The organism is Mesorhizobium sp. M8A.F.Ca.ET.161.01.1.1, assembly GCF_004792105.1.
Classification (GTDB): Bacteria; Pseudomonadota; Alphaproteobacteria; order Rhizobiales; family Rhizobiaceae; genus Mesorhizobium.
In genome coordinates, this window is record NZ_SRTD01000001.1 from 860,096 (window position 1) to 882,461 (window position 22,366).

At 62.5% G+C, this 22,366-nt stretch carries 23 protein-coding genes and 1 pseudogene; 10 read left to right on the plus strand and 14 right to left on the minus strand.

Going from position 1 to position 22,366, the window contains the following annotated elements; all coding sequences use genetic code 11:
- Positions 1-43: 43 nt before the first annotated feature.
- The 4 genes from EN804_RS04400 to clpP form a co-directional block, all read right to left on the minus strand.
- Positions 44-316 carry an HU family DNA-binding protein gene (locus EN804_RS04400; RefSeq protein ID WP_015318196.1) on the minus strand — a complete coding sequence of 91 codons (273 nt, stop codon included), beginning with the start codon at positions 314-316 and terminating at the stop codon, positions 44-46.
- A gap of 196 nt (positions 317-512) precedes the next feature.
- Positions 513-2,924 carry an endopeptidase La gene (lon, locus tag EN804_RS04405; protein ID WP_127869591.1) on the minus strand — a complete coding sequence of 804 codons (2,412 nt, stop codon included), beginning with the start codon at positions 2,922-2,924 and terminating at the stop codon, positions 513-515.
- A 274-nt stretch (positions 2,925-3,198) separates the two neighbouring features.
- Positions 3,199-4,473: an ATP-dependent Clp protease ATP-binding subunit ClpX gene (gene clpX, locus EN804_RS04410; protein ID WP_023759839.1), complete on the minus strand. Its 1,275-nt coding sequence runs from the start codon at positions 4,471-4,473 to the stop codon at positions 3,199-3,201.
- Between the two features lie 296 nt (positions 4,474-4,769).
- Complete coding sequence (gene clpP, locus EN804_RS04415) at positions 4,770-5,399, minus strand: ATP-dependent Clp endopeptidase proteolytic subunit ClpP (protein ID WP_027028064.1); 630 nt, start codon at positions 5,397-5,399, stop codon at positions 4,770-4,772.
- A gap of 334 nt (positions 5,400-5,733) precedes the next feature.
- On the opposite strand from clpP, the gene EN804_RS04420 reads away from it, so the two are divergent.
- Positions 5,734-6,327, plus strand: a complete 594-nt coding sequence (locus EN804_RS04420; RefSeq protein ID WP_135918718.1) for a hypothetical protein — start codon at positions 5,734-5,736, stop codon at positions 6,325-6,327.
- Positions 6,328-6,329: 2 nt separating this feature from the next.
- Here the strand turns inward: EN804_RS04420 and EN804_RS04425 are convergent, their stop codons facing one another.
- Positions 6,330-7,433, minus strand: a complete 1,104-nt coding sequence (locus EN804_RS04425; protein ID WP_135918719.1) for an FAD-dependent oxidoreductase — start codon at positions 7,431-7,433, stop codon at positions 6,330-6,332.
- Between the two features lie 104 nt (positions 7,434-7,537).
- On the opposite strand from EN804_RS04425, the gene EN804_RS04430 reads away from it, so the two are divergent.
- Positions 7,538-8,788, plus strand: coding sequence for a cytochrome P450 (locus tag EN804_RS04430; protein ID WP_135918720.1), 1,251 nt, complete (start codon positions 7,538-7,540; stop codon positions 8,786-8,788).
- A gap of 22 nt (positions 8,789-8,810) precedes the next feature.
- Positions 8,811-9,875, plus strand: coding sequence for a hypothetical protein (locus EN804_RS04435; RefSeq protein WP_135918721.1), 1,065 nt, complete (start codon positions 8,811-8,813; stop codon positions 9,873-9,875).
- Here EN804_RS04435 and EN804_RS04440 read toward each other — a convergent pair whose 3' ends face one another.
- The 6 genes from EN804_RS04440 to EN804_RS04465 form a co-directional block, all read right to left on the minus strand.
- Positions 9,876-10,220 (minus strand): cupin domain-containing protein, encoded by a 345-nt coding sequence (locus EN804_RS04440; RefSeq protein ID WP_127281240.1) that lies wholly within the window; start codon positions 10,218-10,220, stop codon positions 9,876-9,878. It abuts the gene before it with no gap.
- A 6-nt stretch (positions 10,221-10,226) separates the two neighbouring features.
- Positions 10,227-11,507, minus strand: a complete 1,281-nt coding sequence (locus EN804_RS04445) for an O-acetylhomoserine aminocarboxypropyltransferase (RefSeq protein ID WP_135918722.1) — start codon at positions 11,505-11,507, stop codon at positions 10,227-10,229.
- A 195-nt stretch (positions 11,508-11,702) separates the two neighbouring features.
- Entirely contained in the window at positions 11,703-12,224 is a 522-nt protein-coding gene (locus EN804_RS04450) for a CoA-binding protein (protein WP_135915446.1), read from the minus strand.
- Positions 12,221-12,997, minus strand: a complete 777-nt coding sequence (locus EN804_RS04455) for an AAA family ATPase (protein WP_135918723.1) — start codon at positions 12,995-12,997, stop codon at positions 12,221-12,223. The genes EN804_RS04450 and EN804_RS04455 overlap by 4 nt, the downstream gene beginning before the upstream one ends.
- A gap of 27 nt (positions 12,998-13,024) precedes the next feature.
- The gene (locus EN804_RS04460) at positions 13,025-13,447 is read right to left on the minus strand and encodes a VOC family protein (protein WP_135918724.1); all 423 of its coding nucleotides are present in this window, start codon (positions 13,445-13,447) and stop codon (positions 13,025-13,027) included.
- A 9-nt stretch (positions 13,448-13,456) separates the two neighbouring features.
- Positions 13,457-14,281, minus strand: coding sequence for an enoyl-CoA hydratase (locus tag EN804_RS04465; protein WP_127869601.1), 825 nt, complete (start codon positions 14,279-14,281; stop codon positions 13,457-13,459).
- A 153-nt stretch (positions 14,282-14,434) separates the two neighbouring features.
- Here EN804_RS04465 and EN804_RS04470 point away from each other — a divergent pair, with 153 nt between their 5' ends.
- The 3 genes from EN804_RS04470 (at position 14,435) to rpsI (ending at position 16,063) form a co-directional block, all read left to right on the plus strand.
- Complete coding sequence (locus EN804_RS04470; RefSeq protein ID WP_127280156.1) at positions 14,435-14,899, plus strand: PaaI family thioesterase; 465 nt, start codon at positions 14,435-14,437, stop codon at positions 14,897-14,899.
- A gap of 215 nt (positions 14,900-15,114) precedes the next feature.
- Positions 15,115-15,579 carry a 50S ribosomal protein L13 gene (gene rplM / locus EN804_RS04475; protein ID WP_010915638.1) on the plus strand — a complete coding sequence of 155 codons (465 nt, stop codon included), beginning with the start codon at positions 15,115-15,117 and terminating at the stop codon, positions 15,577-15,579.
- 1 nt (position 15,580) lies between these two features.
- Positions 15,581-16,063: a 30S ribosomal protein S9 gene (rpsI, locus tag EN804_RS04480; RefSeq protein ID WP_010915637.1), complete on the plus strand. Its 483-nt coding sequence runs from the start codon at positions 15,581-15,583 to the stop codon at positions 16,061-16,063.
- Positions 16,064-16,208: 145 nt separating this feature from the next.
- Here the strand turns inward: rpsI and EN804_RS04485 are convergent, their stop codons facing one another.
- Positions 16,209-17,267: a glycerophosphodiester phosphodiesterase family protein gene (locus EN804_RS04485; RefSeq protein WP_135915445.1), complete on the minus strand. Its 1,059-nt coding sequence runs from the start codon at positions 17,265-17,267 to the stop codon at positions 16,209-16,211.
- A 94-nt stretch (positions 17,268-17,361) separates the two neighbouring features.
- Positions 17,362-18,570 (minus strand): acyltransferase, encoded by a 1,209-nt coding sequence (locus EN804_RS04490; RefSeq protein ID WP_127869604.1) that lies wholly within the window; start codon positions 18,568-18,570, stop codon positions 17,362-17,364.
- A 123-nt stretch (positions 18,571-18,693) separates the two neighbouring features.
- On the opposite strand from EN804_RS04490, the gene speB reads away from it, so the two are divergent.
- The 3 genes and pseudogenes from speB to EN804_RS04505 form a co-directional block, all read left to right on the plus strand.
- Complete coding sequence (gene speB / locus EN804_RS04495; RefSeq protein ID WP_127869605.1) at positions 18,694-19,701, plus strand: agmatinase; 1,008 nt, start codon at positions 18,694-18,696, stop codon at positions 19,699-19,701.
- A 30-nt stretch (positions 19,702-19,731) separates the two neighbouring features.
- A complete protein-coding gene (argC, locus tag EN804_RS04500) occupies positions 19,732-20,658 on the plus strand; it encodes an N-acetyl-gamma-glutamyl-phosphate reductase (RefSeq protein WP_135880072.1) in 927 nt (308 codons plus the stop codon).
- Positions 20,655-20,852, plus strand: a pseudogene (locus tag EN804_RS04505) (aminoglycoside phosphotransferase family protein); the annotation flags it as partial. The gene argC and the pseudogene EN804_RS04505, both read left to right, overlap by 4 nt.
- Before the next feature lie 49 nt (positions 20,853-20,901).
- Here the strand turns inward: EN804_RS04505 and EN804_RS04510 are convergent.
- The gene (locus EN804_RS04510) at positions 20,902-21,993 is read right to left on the minus strand and encodes a COX15/CtaA family protein (protein WP_135918725.1); all 1,092 of its coding nucleotides are present in this window, start codon (positions 21,991-21,993) and stop codon (positions 20,902-20,904) included.
- Between the two features lie 153 nt (positions 21,994-22,146).
- On the opposite strand from EN804_RS04510, the gene EN804_RS04515 reads away from it, so the two are divergent.
- Positions 22,147-22,362 (plus strand): DUF2842 domain-containing protein, encoded by a 216-nt coding sequence (locus EN804_RS04515; RefSeq protein WP_027143610.1) that lies wholly within the window; start codon positions 22,147-22,149, stop codon positions 22,360-22,362.
- The last annotated feature ends 4 nt before the right edge of the window (positions 22,363-22,366 follow it).

Sequence of the window (22,366 nt, forward strand, 5' to 3'; positions counted from 1 at the left end):
CCGGGCAAGCCCGGCTTTTCTGGTTTTTTGAAATAAAACGCGCTTAGTTGACGGCGTCCTTGAGGCCTTTGCCGGCCGAGAACTTCGGCACGGTGCGCGCCGGGATCTTCACTTCGGCGCCGGTCTGGGGGTTGCGGCCGGTGGATGCAGCGCGCTTTGACACGGTGAAATTGCCAAAGCCGACAAGCCGTACATCGCCGCCCTTCTTCAGTTCGCCGGAGATGACAGAAAACACTGCATCGACCGCCGACTGCGCGTCACCCTTCGAAATGCTCGCGGCGTCGGCGACAGCGGACACCAGTTCGTTCTTGTTCATAAAAATTCCCTTCCATGAGAACACCGGAACTTACGACTCATCCGGCAGGAAACGGACTTTAGAAAGAAGCGTTCCCGCAACCAAGTCGAAAAGGCAGGAAAAAAGCGGAAAAAGCCCGGAATTCCGGGGTTTTTCACATGAAAAAGCCGGGCGCGAGGCCCGGCTTTCTGTTTGTGCGCTGCAACCTTAGAAAAAACTAATGCGCAAGCGACTTTCCGGCATCGTCGGCACTATCGGTCGCGGCCGGCGGATTGACCGGTTCGACCCATTCGATCGGCTCCGGCATCCGCACCAGCGCGTGGCGCAACACCTCACCGACGCGTGAAACCGGAATGATTTCCATGCCGTTCTTCACGTTGTCCGGAATCTCCGCCAGGTCCTTGGCGTTGTCTTCCGGGATCAGCACCTTCTTGATGCCGCCGCGCAGTGCGGCGAGCAACTTCTCCTTCAGGCCGCCGATCGGCAAGATGCGGCCGCGAAGCGTTATCTCGCCAGTCATCGCCACATCGGCCCGCACCGGAATACCCGTCAGCACCGACACAATGGCCGTGGCCATGGCCGCGCCCGCGGACGGACCGTCTTTCGGCGTGGCGCCTTCCGGCAAGTGCACGTGGATGTCGCGCTTGTCGAACAGCGGCGGCTCGATACCGAAATCGATGGCGCGCGAACGGACATAGGAGGCCGCCGCCGAAATCGATTCCTTCATCACGTCGCGCAGATTGCCGGTCACCGTCATGCGGCCCTTGCCGGGCATCATGACACCTTCGACCGTCAGCAGCTCGCCGCCGACTTCCGTCCAGGCAAGCCCGGTGACGACACCGACCTGATCGTCAGCCTCGACCTGGCCGAAGCGGTAGCGCTGAACACCGAGATAGTCGGCGAGATTCGCCGCCGTGATGCTCACCGTCTTCTTCTTCGTCTTCAGGATCTCGGTCACCGCCTTGCGCCCGAGCTTCATCAGCTCGCGCTCCAGGCTTCTGACGCCCGCTTCGCGGGTGTAGGTCTGGATGATGGCGCGGATCGCGTCCTCACCGACGGAGAACTCCTTCGGCTGCAGCGCATGATCGCGGATCACCTTCGGCATCAGGTGCCGCTTGGCGATCTCGATCTTCTCGTCCTCGGTGTAGCCGGCGATACGGATGATCTCCATGCGGTCCATCAAGGGCGCAGGGATGTTCAGCGTGTTCGCCGTCGTCACGAACATCACGCTCGACAAGTCGTATTCGACCTCGAGGTAATGGTCCATGAACGTCGAGTTCTGTTCGGGGTCGAGCACCTCGAGCAGCGCCGATGACGGGTCGCCACGGAAGTCCTGGCCCATCTTGTCGATCTCGTCGAGCAGGAAGAGCGGGTTGGACTTCTTTGCCTTCTTCATCGACTGGATGACCTTGCCGGGCATCGAGCCGATATAGGTGCGCCGGTGGCCACGGATCTCGGCCTCGTCACGCACGCCGCCGAGCGCCATGCGGATGAATTCGCGGCCGGTTGCCTTGGCTATCGACTTGCCGAGCGAGGTCTTGCCGACGCCGGGAGGGCCGACGAGGCACAGGATCGGCCCCTTCAGCTTCTTCTGGCGGCTTTGCACGGCAAGGTACTCGACGATGCGGTCCTTGACCTTGTCGAGGCCGAAGTGATCGGTGTCGAGGACGTTCTGCGCGTAGGCCAGGTCCTGCTTGACCTTGGAGTTCTTGCCCCACGGTATCGACAGCAGCCAATCGAGATAGTTGCGCACGACGGTCGATTCAGCCGACATCGGCGACATCGTCCTCAGCTTCTTCAACTCGGCTTCCGCCTTTTCGCGGGCCTCCTTGGAGAGCTTGGTCTTCTTGATGCGCGCCTCGATCTCGGCGGCTTCGTCGCGGCCGTCCTCGCCCTCGCCGAGCTCCTTCTGGATCGCCTTCATCTGCTCGTTGAGGTAGTATTCGCGCTGCGTCTTCTCCATCTGGCGCTTGACGCGCGAGCGGATGCGCTTCTCCACCTGCAGGACGGAGATTTCGGCTTCCATGAAGCCCATCGCCTTTTCCAGCCGCTCCTTGACGGAAAGCGTGGCCAGCATTTCCTGCTTTTCAGGAATCTTGATGGCGAGATGCGAGGCAACCGTGTCGGCGAGCTTGGAATAGTCGTCGATCTGGCTGGCGGCGCCCACCACTTCGGGCGAGATCTTCTTGTTCAGCTTGACGTAGTTCTCGAAGTCGGTGACGACCGAGCGGGCCAGAGCCTCGACCTCGACCTCTTCCTCTTCCGGCTCGACCAGCGCCGTGGCTTTGGCCTCGTGGAAGTCGGGACGGTCGGTGAAGGAGACGATTTTCGCACGCGAGGCGCCCTCGACCAGAACCTTGACGGTGCCGTCGGGCAGCTTCAGCAATTGCAGCACGTTGGCGAGCGTGCCGATGTCGAAGATCGCATCGGGCTCGGGATCGTCATCGGCGGCATTCATCTGGGTGGCGAGCAGGATCTGCTTTTCCTGACCCATCACCTCTTCCAGCGCCTTGATCGACTTTTCACGCCCGACAAAGAGCGGAACGATCATGTGCGGGAACACCACGATGTCGCGCAGTGGGAGGACTGCGAAGACGCCGTCGCTGGGAGCCTTGGATATTTTGGCCATTGTCCAACCTTTCATGTCGCGGCCACCATCAGGCCAACCGCGAATCTTATATTAACGACCGGGGATCGTTCCGCCTACCACCGTTTGTGACGGGAGTTTTACAGCACAGAAATCGGGCACCTCGGCCTTCTCGTGTTAGGTGGATGCAAGCGGGGCAAAGATCAAGAGTTAACATCGTCCGCAAATCCACTCCATCGCTCAGGCCGTATACCCGTCACAGCAAAACGGCGCCGCAAGGGCGCCGTTCCACAAAAATATAGGGCCAAGTGCCATATCATGCGCTGACATTGCCCTTCTTTTCCTTCTGTTCGGAATAGATGTAGAGCGGCCTGGCGCTGCCGGTCACCACTTCTTCCGAGATCACCACCTCGCGCACGCCTTCGAGCGCGGGCAGTTCGAACATCGTGTCGAGCAGGATCGCTTCCATGATCGAACGCAGGCCGCGCGCGCCGGTCTTGCGCTCGATGGCGCGCTTGGCGATCGCCGAAAGCGCGTTCTCGTGGAAGGTTAGGTCGACATTTTCCATTTCGAACAGGCGCTGATACTGCTTGACCAGCGCGTTCTTCGGCTCGGTCAGGATCTGGATCAATGCCGGCTCGTCAAGATCCTCCAGCGTCGCCAGGACCGGCAGACGACCGACGAACTCCGGAATGAGGCCGAATTTCAACAGATCCTCGGGCTCGACCAGACGGAAAACGTCACCCGTGCGGCGATCCTCCGGCGATGCGACGATGGCGCCAAAACCGATCGAGGTCTTCCTGCCGCGATCCGAGATGATCTTGTCCAGGCCGGCAAAGGCGCCGCCGCAGATGAACAGGATGTTGGCGGTGTCGACCTGCAGGAACTCCTGCTGAGGATGCTTGCGGCCGCCCTGCGGCGGCACGGAAGCGACGGTGCCCTCCATGATCTTCAACAGCGCCTGCTGAACGCCCTCGCCCGACACGTCGCGGGTGATAGAGGGATTGTCGGACTTGCGCGAAATCTTGTCGATTTCGTCGATGTAGACGATGCCGCGCTGGGCGCGCTCGACATTGTAATCGGCCGACTGCAACAGCTTGAGGATGATGTTCTCGACGTCCTCGCCGACGTAACCGGCCTCGGTCAGCGTCGTGGCGTCGGCCATGGTGAAGGGCACGTCGATGATGCGGGCCAGCGTCTGCGCCAGCAGCGTCTTGCCGCAGCCGGTCGGGCCGATCAGCAGGATGTTGGACTTGGCCAGCTCGACATCGTTGTTCTTGCCGGCATGCGCGAGGCGCTTGTAGTGGTTGTGCACGGCCACAGACAGCACGCGCTTGGCGTAAGGCTGGCCGATGACGTAGTCGTCGAGAACCTTCAGGATCTCCTGCGGGGTCGGCACGCCCTCGCGCGACTTCACCATCGAGGTCTTGTTCTCCTCGCGGATGATGTCCATGCACAGCTCGACGCACTCGTCGCAGATGAACACCGTTGGGCCGGCGATCAGCTTGCGCACCTCGTGCTGGCTTTTGCCGCAAAACGAGCAATAAAGCGTGTTCTTGGAATCACCGCTGTTGTTGCCGACCTTGCTCATTTTCATGTCCTTTCATGGCCGCCCGCCGATGGTCTGGCTGAAAGGGCGCATACTCTATTTATCGCGGGAATCCGCCGCCGCCAGTCTTCCGGGTCCCCGCAACGTATTCCGTACGAAACACAAATCAGAAAACGTGGCAATGATTCGCAGCTTCCCCACGCAAAGCTAAGCCGTCGAAAATCAACATAGCCTTAACGTAGGCAATCCCGACCTCCGAGGGAACAGCCAATTGTGGCCGAAATGACGCAAGACACGCCAAAAGCGCGTGATGGTGCCATCCAACTGCCACCCAGCCTTTATGCCAACGCCCCCTCGGCCGCCTCGCGCGACGAAATGACCTTGTCGATCAGGCCGAAATCCTTGGCCTCGTCGGCGGTCATGAAATGGTCGCGGTCGAGGGTCTTCTCGATCTCGTCATAGCTCTTGCCGGTGTGCTTGACATAGACCTCGTTGAGGCGACGCTTCAGTTTGATGATGTCCTGGGCATGACGCTCGATATCCGACGCCTGGCCCTGGAAGCCGCCGGACGGCTGGTGAACCATGATGCGTGCGTTCGGCGTGGCAAAACGCATGTCCTTGTGGCCCGCGGTCAGGAGCAGCGAGCCCATCGAGGCCGCCTGGCCGATGCACAGCGTCGACACGGCCGGCTTGATGAACTGCATGGTGTCGTAGATCGCCATGCCCGAGGTGACGACGCCACCCGGCGAGTTGATGTAGAGGTTGATTTCCTTTTTCGGGTTCTCGGCTTCGAGGAACAGGAGCTGCGCGCAGACCAGCGTCGCCATGCCGTCCTCGACCGGACCGGTGATGAAAATGATGCGCTCCTTGAGGAGGCGCGAGAAAATGTCGTAGGCCCGCTCGCCGCGATTGGTCTGTTCGACCACCATCGGAACGAGGTTCATGTAGGTTTCGACGGGGTTCTTCATTCGATATCTCTTGTCTCGCGGTGGGATTCCGGCGCCGGACAGGCTGGCAGCTCGGGCAGAATCGGTTCTGGATCGTCAAGATGTAAATAGGATGCCGGCTCATCCTTCTGCAAGGCCGACCCGTCCTAGCCATCTGGGTAAGTCGAATCAAGCTTCCGGGCAAGGATTAGCAGCAGCTGATGCCGCGCCGGCCCGAAATACCGAGCCAGCCCCGACAGGTAGCAGTTTCTTAACCTCGTCGCTTAACGAAATGCGCCGAAACCGCTTTTCTCCGCAACGGCTTCCCCTACAATTCTGCGTTGAACTTTTGCCTGCAGTCAAACGGGGGAGTGCCATGTCTGGGAAAACCGCACGCTTCGCCATTGCCGGGCTGACCCTGCTCGGCTCGATTTCGCAAACGGCGGCCGGCGGCCGCGCCGTCGAATGCTACGAGCCCGTCCGCACACCTGACGTCTATGACACGGTCTACGAGGACGTCATGATCAGCCCTCCCGGCCAGCAGGTCGTCGACTATGACCCGCCGATCTATGGCACGCGGGAGCGCGTGGTGATGACCGTGCCGGCCCAGGTTCGGTATGAAGTGGTGCCGGCAATCAACCGGACCGTCTACCACACCGTCAGGGCCGATGGCGGCGGCTATTCCTGGGAATGGCGCGTCATCCATGGCCGCCGCGTGCTGTGCAAGGTCTGGCACAAGGCACGCTACGAACGCGTCGCCGAGACGGTGGTGATCCAGCCCGAACGCACGCGCCGCGTCGTCATTCCGGCGCAATATGACAGCATCGCCGAGGAGGTGCTGGTGCGGCCCGAGCAAAGGCGCGTCATCGATGTTCCCGCTTCCTACCAGACCGTCGCGCGCCGCGTGCTGGTGCGCCAAGGTTCGTCCGGCTGGCGGCGCGTGCATATTCCCAGGCACTGCCAGGACTAGGGTTAGGCCACCTCGGCCCGCAGCCAGGCCTTGAGACCGGCGATATCGCCATCGCCAATGGCTTTGGCAACACGGCGCCCCACTGCCGCGCCGAATTTGTAGCCGTGACCGGAACAGGCAGAGACGATCAGGCACTTGCCGGTCTCATGCGCCAGGAATTTCTCGTCATCGGTGAAGGTGTAGGCGCAGGTGACCACTTCGGTCACCTTGTACTCCTCGATGCGGGCGATCGGCGGCGAAAACAGGTTGCGGATCGCCTCGCCCTCGCCCGGCACCGGCTCGCGGTTCCAATCGGCGTTGCTGGTCGGCACCTTGTGCAGGCCCGAACCGAACTTCATGCCGGCGCCCCGGGTGAGCGGGATCATGTAGCCGTCGGTCTTGCCGCCGACATCGAGAATGACGGGCGCAGCCTCCCATGCCGCCTTGAGATCGGCAGGCGGTTCGACATAGGCGAGCGCGGTGCGAAAGGTCCTCAATTCGCCGCCGAGCTCAGGGAATAGCTTCAGCACCCAGGCGCCAGCGGCTACGACGATGCGGTCGGCCTGCATCGTCTCGCCGCTTTCCAGCACGATATGGCCGGCCTCGGCATCGATCTCCGTCACCTTGCTGTGCTCGTAGACATTGGCTCCGTTGGCACGCAACCATGTGGCCAGCCCGGCTGCTATCTTGCGGCAATGCAGTGCGCCGCCTTCCGTCGAGAAATAGGCATAGCGGAACGAGCCAGCCTCGAAGAACGGCCAGCGCTCGACGGCTGCGTCCGGTTCCAGCAGTTCGAAAGGGAAATTTCCCTCTTCCAGACCCTCGCGGTATTCCTCGGCCTCATCGCCGGGCTCGCGCGAAACGCAGACGAAGCCACGCGCATCGAGGTGGTTCTCGCCGAGATCGGCCCACATTTCGTCCCAGGCCTCATAGGCTTCGGTGATCAGCCGCCCATAGCCGGTTCCAGCGCGATAGGCCCGGCGGATGATGCGGTGGTGGTCGCCGGATGCCGCCAGCGGATTGGGGATCGGCCCCTGCTCGACGATCGACACGCCGTGGCCGGCCTTGACCAGCGACCAAGCCGTGGAGAGACCGGCGATACCCGCGCCGACAACGATCACATTCATCCGTTCAGACCTTCCGCCGCCCTAATGGCTGGCTCAATCAATCGGGCTGCCGCACGCAAGATACGGTCTGGAACCGGGCTGGCAAGCCGCGCTATGGGTCTGGCATGACCAAATCGACGCTCTCCTATCTGGCCTTTGATCCGGCCACTCGCCGGCTTAGGCTCGACCCGCGCGAACCAGCCTTCTTCCTCAATCCGTACGAGGCCTACGCCTTCCTGCACAACGCATCGAATGCGTTTTTCTGGGAAGAATTCGGCTTCTGGTGCTTTGGCGGCTTCGGCGACGTCAACAGACTGCTGCGCGACCGCCGTTTCGGCCGCCAGAACCCGGCCGGCATTCCCGACAGCCGCGGTGCCGGCCAGGATAGGACCCATCTCAAGGCATTCGACGGTATCGAAGCCAATTCGATGCTGGAGCTGGAGCCGCCGGTACACACGCGCCTGAGGACATTGGTCAACCGTGCCTTCGTCTCGCGTCAGGTCGAACGGTTGCGGCCGCGTGTCGAAGCGCTCGCCAAGGAATTGATCGACCGTTTCGAACCAGGCAAGGCCGTCGACCTCCTGCCGGCCTTCGCCTCCCCCTTGCCGATCACCATCATCGCCGAAATGCTCGGCGTGCCGGTCGAGATGGGGCCGCAACTGCTCGACTGGTCGCATCAGATGGTCGCCATGTACATCCACGGCCGCACGCGCGAGACCGAGGAGACGGCCAACCGGGCGGCGGGCGAGTTCTCCAACTTCCTGCGCGCCTACGTGACCGAGCGCCGCAAGAGCCCGGGCGACGACCTGCTGTCGCTGCTGATCTCGGCCCAGGAAGACGGTGAGAGGCTGTCTGAAGACGAGCTGGTCTCCTCGGCCATCCTGCTGCTCAATGCCGGCCATGAAGCAACCGTGCACCAGACCGGCAATGCCGTCCATTCCATCCTGGCGCAAGGCGGTGACCCGCGCCGCTTCTTCACCTCCCCTGAAGCGACAGCGGCCACGGTCGAGGAATGCCTGCGTTTCGACGCGCCGCTACACATGTTCATGCGCTATGCCTATGAGGAAATCGAAATCGCGCCCGGCATCGTCGTCCGGCCGGGCCAGACGATCGGGCTTTTGCTCGGCATGGCCAATCATGACCCGCACGCCTTCGCCGAACCCCTTGCCTTCCAGTCCGGCCGACCGGACCAAAAGAACGTGTCGTTCGGTGCCGGCATCCATTTCTGCATCGGCGCGCCGCTCGCCCGGCTCGAACTGCAGGTTTCGCTCAAGACTTTGTTCGAGCGGTACCCGCAACTGCATCTTGCCGAACAGCCCCGCTTCCGCGACACTTACCACTTCCATGGGCTGGAGGCGCTCTCCGTGCGCTTCTGACCATAGTGGGCTGGGGCTTGCTATGAGATTGTTTTCGAGAGGCGCGATCGCGCTCGCCGTGACGATTCTGCTCGGCTGCATGGCTGGCGCCGTGGCCCAGCAGACGGAGAATATCCCGCAGCAAAACAGTGACGCCATCGCCAGGAAACTGGCCGGCGTGCTGCTCGAACGCCAGATTGGCGCGAAAGTGCCGGCGGAGAGGTTCGGCGCCTATGAGGTCGATTTCAACCTCGACGGATTTTCCGAGATCTATGTCTATGTGCAGGATCCCGCCTGCGACGGGGTCAAGTGCGGGTTGTTCCTGTTCGTGCTGGAGGGCGACGGCTATCGCGAGGTGCTGGGCGACATTCCGGGCGCCAGGCTGACGGACCCGGCCAAGGTCGGGCTCGGCGCCTTCAAGCGCAAAGGCTTTATTGACCTGCAGCTCAACCAGACGCTGGCCAGTTGGAACGGTGAGCGCTATGCCGACAGCTCGACTTTTCCGGCTTCTTCGCTCGACGGCACTGCCTTTATCGCGGCCTGCCGAAAAAACAAATCGAGCGAACAGCCCGAAGAGGGTGAGGCTGAACGGGTGACCAGCGAATGCCAGTGCCAGTTCAACCGGTTCCAGACGATCGGCTTTGCACAGGCCGATCTCGACACCTATGCGGCCTCTTTCAGTGAAAATTTTGCCTATCCGACCGGTGATAGGGAAAAGCCGTGGCAGGCTCTGGTCAAGGACGCGGAGGATGCCGGCACCGGCTGCGACGTCGCCAGCGGCAAAACCCAGTGGCAGCCGGCCTATTTCAACCATGGCGACCAGCAGCAGCAGCGACTTGACTTCGATGCCTTCCTCGACGCCTGTCCAGCGCAGGATTTCATCCTGACCAACCGCAAGACCGGTTCGCCGGACCGCGCGCTTGGCCTGTGCGGCTGCCTTGCCCGCGAGCTGCCGACGCAAGGCGTCACGCAAACAGGGATGGATCTCCTGACGCAATATTATCGCGACGAGATATCGGACGCGGACATCGATGCGCAGGACAGCGAATTGCTGGCCGCTCACGACAAGGCCTCGGACGCGTGCCTCGCCCAGTTCCCGGCGAAATGATCAAAGCTTGATCACATACTCCTTGCGAGTCGTTTCAAGCACTTCCCAGCTTCCCCTGAAGCCCGGCCGCAGCACGAAGCTGTCACCGGCTTTGACCGTGCGCGCCTCTCCGCCCTCTTCCGCGATCACCGAGACGCCTGAGAGAATGTGGCAGAACTCCCATTCGTCATAGACGATGCGCCATTTGCCGGGAGTCGATTCCCAGATGCCGGCATAGAGGCCGCCGTCGCGCTCCTCGACATTCCAGGTGCGGAATTTCGGATCGCCGGAGATCAGACGATCCGGCGCGGGCGCGCCGGATTCGGGCTCGACGCTTTTGGTGTCGACGGAAAGAAACGCGGTCATATCAGGTCAGACCTTGGCGAGTGCCTGTTCGAGGTCGGCGACGATGTCGGAGACATCCTCGATGCCGATGGACAGCCGCACCGTGTCCGGGCCAGCGCCGGCCTTGACCTTCTGCTCGTCGGAAAGCTGGCGGTGCGTGGTCGATGCCGGGTGAATGACCAGCGACTTGGTGTCGCCGACATTGGCCAGATGCGAAAAGAGTTCGAGTGCCTCGACGAATTTGATGCCCGCCTCGTAGCCGCCCTTGAGGCCGAAGGTGAACACGGCGCCCGAGCCCAGCGGCGAATATTTCTTCTGCAGCGCATTGTTCTTGTCGCCGGGCAAGCCGGGATAATTCACCCAGGCGACCTTGGGGTGGTTGGACAGCCAGCCGGCGACCGTGATCGCGTTGTCGCAGTGGCGCTGCATGCGCAGCGGCAAGGTTTCGAGGCCGGTCAGGATGAGGAAGGCGTTGAAAGGCGAGATTGCCGGGCCGAGATCGCGCAGGCCGAGCACGCGGGCGGCGATGGCGAAAGCGAAATTGCCGAAAGTCTCGTGCAGTACGAGGCCGCCATATTCGGGGCGCGGTTCCGACAGCATCGGGTACTTGCCCGATTTCGACCAGTCGAAAGTGCCACCATCGACGATCACGCCGCCGATCGAATTGCCGTGCCCGCCGATAAACTTGGTCAGCGAATGGACGACGATATCCGCGCCGTGCTCGATCGGGCGGATGAGATAGGGCGAAGCCAGCGTATTGTCGACGATCAATGGCAGGCCGTGCTTGCGGGCGATGTCGCCGATCTTCTCGATATCCACGAAGGTGCCGCCCGGATTGGCCAGGCTCTCGATGAAGATCGCCTTGGTCCTGTCGTCGATCTGGTTCTCGAAGGTCGAGAGATCATTGGTGTCGGCCCAGCGCACCTCCCAGCCATAATTCTTGAAGGCATGACCGAACTGGTTGATCGAACCGCCGTAAAGCTTGTTGGCGGCAACGAAATTGTCGCCCGGCTGCATCAGATTGTGGAACACGATCACCTGCGCGGCGTGGCCGGATGCCACAGCAAGGGCAGCCGTGCCGCCTTCGAGTGCGGCGACGCGCTCTTCAAGCACCGCCTGCGTCGGGTTCATGATGCGGGTGTAGATGTTGCCGAAGGCCTTCAGGCCGAAGAGAGAGGCGGCATGGTCGGCATCGTCGAAGACGAAGGACGTGGTCTGGTAGATCGGCGTGGCGCGCGCGCCGGTGGCCGGATCGGGCTTGGCGCCGGCATGGACGGCGAGCGTATTGAAACCGGGCGTACGGGTCACGGAAACCTCCCTCAAGAACTTTCTCAAAATTCGCCGGGCATTCTTGGCGAAGCGCGGCCTGGAATGCAAAGAAGAAAATACCTTTCGGCGTGCGATCCGCGATGAACGCGCGGGAAACTCAATCGCTTCCCGGAAAAATTTTTGCGCGCCGGCAGTGGACTGGAATCTCTTGCCAAAAAGCAATCCCGGATCACGTCACTTCTGGCGGACGCCAAAACTCTGGAAGCCCTGGCGCATCAGCGGCTTCTTCGACGACAGCACCCCGGAATTGACCCCGGTCCAGCCGATCTCGCCGGAGAGCTTGCCGTATTCGATCTTGGGGCAGCGGTTCATCACCACCTTGATGCCGGCGGCCTCGGCGCGCGCGGCTGCCTCGTCATGGCGCACGCCAAGCTGCATCCAGATGACTTTCGGCAAGGGAACGAGCCGCAACGCCTCGTCGACGATGCCTGGCACCGCCGCCGGCGCGCGAAAGATGTCGACCATGTCGATCGGCTCCGGAATGTCGGCCAGCCTGGCATAGGTCATCCGGCCAAGGATTTCCTTGCCGGCCTGGCCAGGATTGATCGGAAACACCGAAAACCCCTTGGCCAGCAGGTATTTGAGCACGAAATAGCTTGGCCTGACGTCATTGGCCGACGCGCCGACCATGGCGATGGTCTTCACCGAATTGAGGATGCCGCCGATGTAGGTGTTGTCGTAGCTATCGTGATTCATGCCTCGTCCTCATACAACGCCTCGGTGAGAAAACCATCCGGGTCATTGCTGAAATCGCGCAGCATGCGGAAATGGTCCGTATCGCGAAAGTCGGCGGGCTCAAGCCCGAACCTGCTGATGCGGAACAGCCGCGCGCCGGGACAGGCCATCAGCAGCGGCGAGTGCGTCGCCATGATCACTTGCGCCGTGCCCGACTGGTCCATGCGCCGCAGCATCTTCAGAAGCTCGATCTGGCGCGACGGCGAGAGCGCGCTTTCGGGCTCGTCGAGGATGTAGATGCCTTGCCTGCGGCAGCGCTCCTCGAAGAAGCGGATGAAGCCTTCGCCGTGTGACCAGGACAGGAAATCGGGTGGCGCACCGCCAGAATCCAGCGCGGCCTGGTCGAGGTAGCGGGCGATGGAATAGAAGGATTCGGCGCGAAAGAACCAGCCAGCGGTGACTTTTGGCAGCCAGTGGCCCCGGAATGTGTCCGCCAGGGCGGCGCCGCTCTTGTCGATGGCGCTGGAATGGTCGACCGGGCGGTAGCCCTTGCCGCCACCTGCCTCGTCATAGCCGGCCAGCGCGCCAATCGCCTCGAGCAGGGTGGATTTGCCGGTGCCGTTCTCGCCGACGATCACGGTGATGGGCGTGGTGAATTCGAGCTCGAACTCGCGGCCGCGAAACAGCGGCAGGTTCCACGGGTATTTTTCCCAATCGTTCACGCGCTCGGGGTCGAGCAGGATGCGTTTGAGATAGGGTGCCTTCAGCCGCGTCAGCTGCTTGCGGTGGGCCATCACTTGGTCAGCATCGCCGGGGCTGCATCATTCGGGCAGCGAAATCGTGCCGTCTTCCGCGATTGGAAAGGCCGGATTGTGCGCCACTTCCCAGACATGGCCGTCGGCGTCGGCAAAATAGCCGTACCAGCCGCCCCAGAAAGCGCGGCCAGCCGGCTTGATGATGCGGCCGCCGGCTTTTTCTGCCATGGCGAGCACTTCGTCGACCTCGGCATCAGAGCGGGTGTTGTAGGCGAGATAGACGGCGGACGGCGCCCCGGTGAAGGCGACGCCGGAATCCTCCTCGGCGCTGGCGCGCGGGAACAGGCCGAGGATGGCGCCGCCCATCTGGAAGAAGGCGACACCATCGGTGATCCCGGCATGACGTTTCAGGCCCATCGCCTCGTAGAAACGCACCGCGCGATCGAGATCGTCGGTGGCGATGGTGATGATGGAGATGCGCGGTTCCATGCTCCCGTCCTATTCGTCCGTCCATTCCGGCTTGCGCTTGCCGATGAAGGCGCCGATGCCCTCTTCCGCGTCCCGCGCCAGCATGTTCTCGACCATGACGCGGCCGGTATAGGCATAGGCATCCGCCAGCCCCATTTCGGCCTGCGCGTAAAAGGCTTCCTTGCCGGTCTTCACGACCAAGGACGATTTGGACGCAATGGTTTGCGCGTATTTGGTGACAATCTGATTCAGGTACTCACGCGGCACGACGCGGTTGACGAGGCCGAATTCCTTGGCCGTTGCCGCATCGATCGTCTCACCGGTCAACAGCATCTCCATCGCCTGCTTGCGCGAGACGTTGCGCGACAGCGCCACCATCGGCGTCGAACAGAACAGGCCGATGTTGACGCCCGGCGTGCAGAAGGTCGCCTCATGCGAGGCGATGGCCAGGTCGCAGCTCGCGACCAGTTGCAGGCCGGCGGCTGTCGCCAGGCCATCCACCTCGGCGATGACAGGCAGGGGGTGGCGCACGATCGTCTGCATCAGCGTGGCGCAAGCGGCAAAGGTCTCTTCGAAGAAGGCCTTGCCGCGATCGGCGTCGGCGCGCCGCGCGGTCATTTCCTTGAGGTCATGGCCGGCGCAGAACACCTTGCCGGCCGCCGAGAGTACGATGACACGAACGGCCTTGTCGGCCCTGGCGCGGTCGAGTTCCGCCGTCAGCGCCGCCATGACCGCCAGCGACAAGGCGTTGGCGGGCGGATTGGCAAGCGTCAGGCGCAGCACGCCCTTGTCCAGCCTCGTCGTGACCGGGCCCTCTTCGGCGGCAGCAGGCTTGATGGCAAGGATTTCGGCCATGGCTAAGGTCTCCGCGATTCCGGTCGTGCCGGCAGGGTATCTAATATCGCATCGGGTTTCGTCCAACACCCATCGCTTGCGCCAGGGCGATGTATATGTTGCCAGAAACGTCCGCCTGCGCCCATACAAGCATGCGCAGAACGAGAGACCGACATGCCCGCCCAGACCAATCTCAAGCCGGTGCTGACCGCAGTGCAGATCAACGTGTTGATGGAGAGCGTCTTTCCGCAACTCAATGAGAGTTCCGCCGCCTATGAGGCCATCGACGTGTTTCCCGGCGGCTGTATCGTGCGGCTCAATGCCGGCGAGCGGCATTTGCGCCCCGGCGGCACGGTGTCCGGCCCTGCCCTGTTTACGCTGGCCGACATTGGCGGCTATGTCTGCGTGCTCAGCCATGCCGGGCCGGATGCGCTCTCGGTCACCACCAACCTCAACATCAACTTCGTCCGCAAGGCCGAGGCCGGGCCGATCGATGGCCATTGCCGCATCCTGAAGCTCGGAAAGAGCCTGATGGTGTTCGACATCGACATCGTCGCCGGCCCGGATGGACACACGATCGCGCATGCCACGGGTACCTACTCGATCCCGCCGAAGCGCACCAGCGATGTGGTAAAATAATACCTTTTACCTAGGTCGTTGTTTTTGCTATTGTTTCTTCGCCGTAGAGCTTTTTGATCTGCTTGACGTGCAGTTCCCCCTCGCCTATAAGCCCTCACGAAGCAGCGGCCCGCAAAAGGCCGCCGTTTTGTTATTGGCTGATGACAAGCGTCGTTCGCCAATCCAAGCAACAAGAAACGCCTTCCCCGTGAAGGTCAAAACCGAGAGCAGAAAACATGACAACCTTTTCGCAGAAGCCTGCGGATGTGGTGAAGAAGTGGATCCTGATCGACGCCGAGGGTCTCGTCGTCGGCCGTCTTGCCACTGTCATCGCCAATCATCTTCGCGGCAAGCACAAGCCGACCTTCACCCCGCATGTCGACGACGGCGACAATGTCATCGTCATCAATGCCGACAAGGTGGTGTTCACCGGCAAGAAGTTCACCGACAAGGTCTATTACTGGCACACCGGCCACCCCGGCGGCATCAAGGAGCGCACCGCGCGCCAGCTGCTCGAGGGCCGTTTCCCCGAGCGTGTCGTCGAGAAGGCCGTTGAGCGCATGGTTCCGCGTGGCCCGCTCGGCCGTCGCCAGATGAAGAACCTGCGCGTCTATGCAGGCGCGGAGCATCCGCATGTCGCCCAGCAGCCAGAAGTCCTCGACGTGGCCAAGCTGAATTCCAAGAACAAGAAGGTCGCATAAGATGGCTGAGCTTTCCTCGCTCGCAGAACTGGGCGCCGCCACCGGGAACACGAACACCCAGGCCGCGGCCCCCGTCCATGTCCAGAAGCTCGACAAGTCGGGCCGCGCCTATGCCACCGGCAAGCGCAAGAACGCCATCGCGCGCGTCTGGGTGAAGCCGGGTTCCGGCAAGATCGTCGTCAACGACAAGGAATTCGCGACCTATTTCGCGCGTCCGGTCCTGCAGATGATCCTCAACCAGCCGATCATCGCGTCCAACCGTTCGGGCCAGTACGACATTGTCGCCACCGTCGTCGGTGGCGGCCTCTCCGGCCAGGCCGGTGCCGTTCGTCACGGCATCTCCAAGGCGCTGACCTATTACGAGCCGGCGCTGCGTGCCGTGCTCAAGAAGGGTGGCTTCCTGACCCGCGACAGCCGCGTCGTCGAGCGCAAGAAGTACGGCAAGGCCAAGGCCCGTCGCTCCTTCCAGTTCTCGAAGCGCTAAGCGTTTCGAATTTCCGATATCAAAGGCCGCCTCCGGGCGGCCTTTGTTTTTCGGGCCGCAGATTTCAGTGATCGACAGGTTGTGGGACGGCGCCCCTCCGACCTGCCGGGCAACAGTCACGAGAGGGAGATCGGCAGCTTCAGCCCTAATTGATGCTGGCCGTATGCGCCGGTTCGGCCGGCCGCTTCTCGTCGGCATAAGGCACACGATAGCCGTTCGCCGCCAGCCAGGCGATCGCCGCCTTCGGCTCGTCGGTCTGGATGATGGTGGCGCCGCGATCGGCCCAGAAGCCCCAGGCTTCGCGCGGCGAGCTGGCCTGGACCGCCAGTTCGTCGCCGCGGCCGCCGGCGAGGAAGCCGCCCGGCTTGTTGACGATGGCATAGGTGTCGGCCCAAATATGCCAATCGCCCCTCACCGCCTCGGCGCGCATACGCGTGCTAAACAGCGGCCCGCCGGTTTCGGTCAACGTCTCCGCGCCCGCCCGCCAGTTGATCAGCTCGATCGCGCCCGGCGCGAAAGCGTGGTCGACCGTCGAGGCGAAGCCGGCATCATGCACGGCGTCATCGGCAATGATCGGCATGAACTGAAAGCCACCGCCTGCCGCGGCCATGGCGGCTTTCACCGTGATGATCCTGTTCTGGTTCCAAAGGTTTTCCTTGACGATGACCTGCTCGGCCATGCCGAGATCGCGAGCCACCGCGATCATGCCCGGGAGGTCGCCGACTTCGAGCTTGTTGTCGAGATTGATGAGGATTCTGTCCCTAGTCGTCATCAGCATTTCGCGCAATGTCGAGACGGTCTCGTTGGTGACGGCATGGGTGCCCTCGATCACCAGCCGGCATCTCTTCAATTCGGCCAGCGTGTAGTTGATGACTTCGCCCTTGCAGGTCGTCGTACGGTCGAGCCAGCTGTCATGCATGACGATGAGCTCGCCGTCCTTCGAGCGCCTGATGTCGACCTCGACGATTTCGGCGCCGATCGCGATCGAACCTTCAACCGCCGCGAGCGAGTTTTCCGCATAGAGCGTCTTGCCGGCCTGCATGCTGCCGGCTCTGTGCGCGGCCACCATGACATGGTCGCGCCACTGGTTGGCATGTTCGAAGCGGTCGAGGATCTGCCTGGCGCGTGTTTCGCCGGCCAAGGCCTGGCCGGCGGAGGCCGCCAGCGCGGTGGAAAGCAGAAGGTTCAGCCAGATCGTCCGCATCGAGAATCGCTCCTTGCCGGATCGAGCCGGGGATAGGCGACCTCGGTGACATCCAGGTGAACGAAGCCGGCTAGCGGTTGGCCGGCGATGCGGGTCAGATGCGTTTCGAGAGCCGGCGGAACCAGGCCATTGCAGGCATTTCGACCAGGCGCCATGTGATCCACGACACGGCGATGGTGGCGGCGAGCATGACGACGATCGCTACAGTCCCTGTCCAGCCGGGCCCAAAGCCTGTCGCGGGCCCGCCACGCAGCACGATGTCGCCAATCAAGCCGAGGCCGAGCTTGCGCTCGACGAGCCCGGCGACGTTGATCAGGCGCGCCTGGACGAAGATGTGGACCATGTAGATCGAATAGGACAGCGCGCCGAGCGTCAGCATGAAGGGCGTCCTGAGCAAGGCGCTGATCCAGCCGCCTTCATGGGCGAACAGAAACAACGCCAGGGCGAACACCAGGGGCGCGGCGATGCCGAAATCATTGTCGCCCGCCAGCGAGACAAAAAGAACGATGACGGCCACCATGACGATTTCGGCAAGAGTCCAGCTCACCCGCGGGCCGTTTGTGACCAGGACCTGTCGCGCCCCTGCAATGGAATCATGCTGAAACCAGGCCAGCAGGGCGCCGAGCGAGAAGCCGTAGAGGCAGCGGATGAAGCCGAAATCGTAGGACACATCCATATGATGCGTGGAGAAGCCGAGCAGGAACAGCGACGCGGTGACGGCGGCGGCGACAAACCATATCCAGGCGCGTGCGCCGGCGATGAAGACCACGCCGGCAAACAGGAGATAGGCGAAAAACTCGGCCGAGATGCTCCAGCTTGGCGCATTCCACGTCAACCGATCCTCGAAGCCGACACCTTGCAGCAGAAGGAGATTGGCAGCCAGGCTCTTGAGGTCGAAGCCGCCGGTGAAGGGAGCGGCCCCCGTGCCATGCAATTGCGGCAGCATCAGCCGCAACAATTCGAAGGCGGCAAAGGCGGCAAGCATGACCAGATGCAGCGGATAGATGCGGCCGAAACGGACCAGGGCAAAGCGGGCGACCTCTTCCGGCCGGCCCAGCCGATTGGCATAGCTGGAGGCGATGACGAAGCCGGAAAGGACGAAGAAGAAGTCGACGAAAAGATAGGACGAACCGATAAAGCTGCTCTGCGAGATCACTGATGCGGTCGGGAAATGAAACAGCGCCACCAGCAACGCGCAGATGCCGCGCCACGAATCGAGAACCTGGAAGCGATCGCCGGCGATCGTGCCGGCGTGGGTCGACACCACGGCATCCGACGGATTAAGAAACGCGGTCTGCGTCATGATGATACAAATCCTGTCTTGCCGTGGCGCCCGGGCGGCGCGGTTTCGTCTCCCCAAGCTGTGACTGGCATCTTCCATGCCGGTTCTGTAGTTGTTGCACCCCGATGAAAACGAGGACCCGTAATGGCGACCAAGAACATCGACCATGCCTTCACCGCCCGCTCCAAAACGGGTGGCGCCCTTGAGCCGACCTATTCGGGCGCGCTGTCTTTCATGCGGCGCAAATACACCAAGGACGTGAAGGGCGCGGATGCGGTGGTGTGGGGCATTCCCTTCGACGCCGCCGTCACCAACCGGCCGGGCGCCCGGTTCGGGCCGCAGGCGATCCGCCGCGCCTCGGCGATCCTCGACAACGACCCGCAATACCCGTTTTCGCGCGATCTGTTCGAGCACCTCGCCGTGGTCGATTATGGCGACTGCCTCCTCGACTCGGGCAACCATCAGAAGACGCCCGCCACGATCGAGCGCGAAGCGGCCAAGATCCTGAAATCGGGCGCCTTCCTGCTGACGCTGGGCGGCGACCATTTCGTCACCTGGCCTCTGCTCAAGGCGCATGCCGCTATCCACGGACCGCTGGCCTTGGTGCAGTTCGACGCCCACCAGGACACATGGCCCGATGACGGCAAGCGCATCGACCACGGGTCCTTCGTCGGCCGAGCGGTCAAGGAAGGCATTATCGATCCCGACCGCTCGATCCAGATCGGCATCCGCACCCATGCGCCCGACACGTTCGGCATCAAGATTCTCTATGGCCATGAGATCGAGGAGATGCGCGCCTCCGACATCGCCTACGCCATCGTCGATCGCACCGGCGGCAAGAAGACCTATCTGACCTTCGACATCGACTGCCTCGATCCGGCCTATGCGCCTGGAACCGGCACGCCAGTTTCGGGCGGCCCGTCCTCGGCGAAGATCCTGTCGACGCTGCGTCAGCTCAACCAGGTCGATATCGTCGGCGCCGATGTCGTGGAGGTTGCGCCGGCCTATGATCACGCCGATATAACGGCGATCGCCGGTTCGATGGTGGCCATGCAGTATCTCGGCCTGCTGGCCGAGCGAAAGGCCCGGCTCGAGGAGCTGAACACCGGCAACCACAATGGCGCCGCGGTCAACCACGGTAACGGCATATAGTCTTGGTATATCAGGGAATTTGATCAGGCAATGAAACCGAAAATCTTCATCGACGGCGAGCATGGCACCACCGGCCTCCAGATCCGGGCGCTGCTTGCCGAGCGCGGCGATCTGGAGATCATTTCCATTCCTGTCGAGCGCCGCAAGGAAACGGCCGCGCGCGCCGAATTCCTCAACGCCGCCGATATCGCAATCCTGTGCCTGCCCGACGATGCCGCCAAGGAAAGCGTCTCGCTGATCACCAACGACACCACCAAGGTGATCGATGCGTCGACCGCGCATCGCGTGGCCGAAGGCTGGGAATATGGCTTCGCCGAACTGGACAAGGAGCAGGCGAGGAAGATCGCCACGGCCAAGCGCGTCGCCAATCCCGGCTGCTGGCCGCAGGGACCGATAGCGACGCTCAGGCCACTGGTCACCGCAGGCCTGCTGCCGGCCAATTTCCCGATCGCGGTCAACGGCATTACGGGCTATTCGGGCGGCGGGCGTCCGATGATCGAAGACTATGTCACCAAGGGCGAGGACGCCTCGGAGTTCCTGCCCTATGGCCTGACCCTGCAGCACAAGCACGTGCCGGAATTGAAGGCCTATGCGAAGCTGTCGCATGATCCGATCATGCAGCCGGCGGTGGGCAATTTCGCCCAAGGCATGATCACGGTGGTGCCGTTGCAGCTCGGCGGCCTCGACCGCGTGCCGACGGGTGCCGAACTTCACGCCGCCATTTCGGACCATTTCGCCGCGATCAAGGGCGGTGTGGTCGAGGTGGCGCCCTATGCGCATCTGGAGCGCGTGCCGGACATCGATCCGGAGATCTATAACGGCACCAACCGCATGAGGGTCTATGTCTTTGCCAACGACAGCAGAGCCCAGGCGCTGCTGCTGGCGGTCTACGACAATCTCGGCAAGGGCGCCTCGGGCGCGGCCGTCCAGAACATGGACCTGATGCTCGGTCTGTGATGGACGCACCGGCCTTTCCAGCGCGCTGGCAAGTCAGCGAACCCGAACTCATTGCCGAAACATTCTCGAGCCGCATCTGGAAGGTGCGGCGCGAGGACGGCTCACCGGCGATCGTGAAGGCGCTGAAGCCGTTCGACGACGTTGCCGACGAGTTGCGCGGCGAGCATTTCCTTGCCTGGCGGCGCGGCGAAGGCGGCGATAAGACGACGCAGTCCAACGAATTCTGGATGTGATCGGCCGCGCTCAGCGTCCGACGGCAATCTCGTTGGGCAAGGGATAAGCGCCCTTGGTGCCCCGCCAATGGGCGGCGGCAAAGCCCAGCACAACAAGCGCAAACGCCTGATGGGTCAGCGCCATATGCAGGGGCACCTGCATCAGCAGCGTGCCGATACCGATCGAAGCTTGCACCAATACCAGAACGAACAACAGCGTCGCGCGTCGCGCATGCGTCGAGCCTGGCAGCCGCCGACGCGTGGCGATCATGTGCCAGAGCGCGACGGCGAAGACCGTATAGGCGCCGAGCCGGTGGATGAACTGCACCGTCTTCGGGTTCTCGAAGACGTTGCGCCACGCCGGATCGAGGATGAGCAGATCGCCGGGAACGATCCTGCCGTCCATCAGCGGCCAGGTGTTGTAGCTCATGCCGGCGTCGAGACCGGCCACCAGACCGCCGAGATAAATCTGGATCAGCGCCAGAAGCACGATGAAACCGGCCAATCTCTGCGTCGAGCGATCGGCCGCAGGCTCGGAGTGAGGAGCGAGACCCCGCGCGACAACCATGGTCGCGGTGAAGATCAGGGCCGCCAGCGTCAAGTGCGTGGCGAGCCTGTACTGGCTCACCGACACGCGGTCGACCAGGCCGGAGGCCACCATCCACCAGCCGATGGCCCCCTGCAGCCCGCCGAGAAGCAGAATGCCGACCAGCTTCGGTCCAAGGCCGCGCTCGATGCGGCGCGTCGCCCAGAAGACCAGAAGCGGCAAGGCAAAGACCAGGCCGACACTGCGCGCGAGCAGGCGATGCGCCCATTCCCACCAAAAGATCGACTTGAACGCCTCGATGCCCATGCCCTTGTTGAGCTCTGTGTATTGCGGGATCTGCTGGTAGCGTTGGAATTCCTCCTGCCACTCGGCGTCGTTGAGCGGCGGGATGACGCCATGGATCGGCTGCCATTCGGTGATCGACAGGCCGGATTCGGTCAACCGCGTGGCGCCGCCAACCAGCACCAGCGCGAACAGCACCAGGAGCACGACGTACAGCCAGCCGCGCACGAGTACCCGGTTGTGCAGGTCGCGGTCGCGGGCCTGATAGGGCGCGGCGGCGGTGATGGCGGCCATGGCTATATCCCGGCAGGTTGAATGTCGCGGATTGGTGAACCATCGCACTCCTGCTGGCAAGACTGCGCAGCGCGGCACGCCGTCGCGCCTGATGTGGTAGGTTGCGCGCGTCCCGCGTTCGGCCTAAGCGGTAGCCATCAACGAGGCCAAGCCATGCCCATTCGACTGAAAAAGCTTATCGGAATGTTCCTGCTTTTGGCGCTGGTCATCATCTACGCGCTGGTCGCGTCGATCTTCGCGGTCGCCCGCCTGTCGGAGTCGGGCGCGCTGGTGCAATTCCTGTTCTTCCTGCTTAGCGGTCTGCTCTGGGTGCTGCCGGCGATGGGCATCATCAAATGGCTGATGCTGGAGCCGAGGGCCAAGCGCTGAGCCC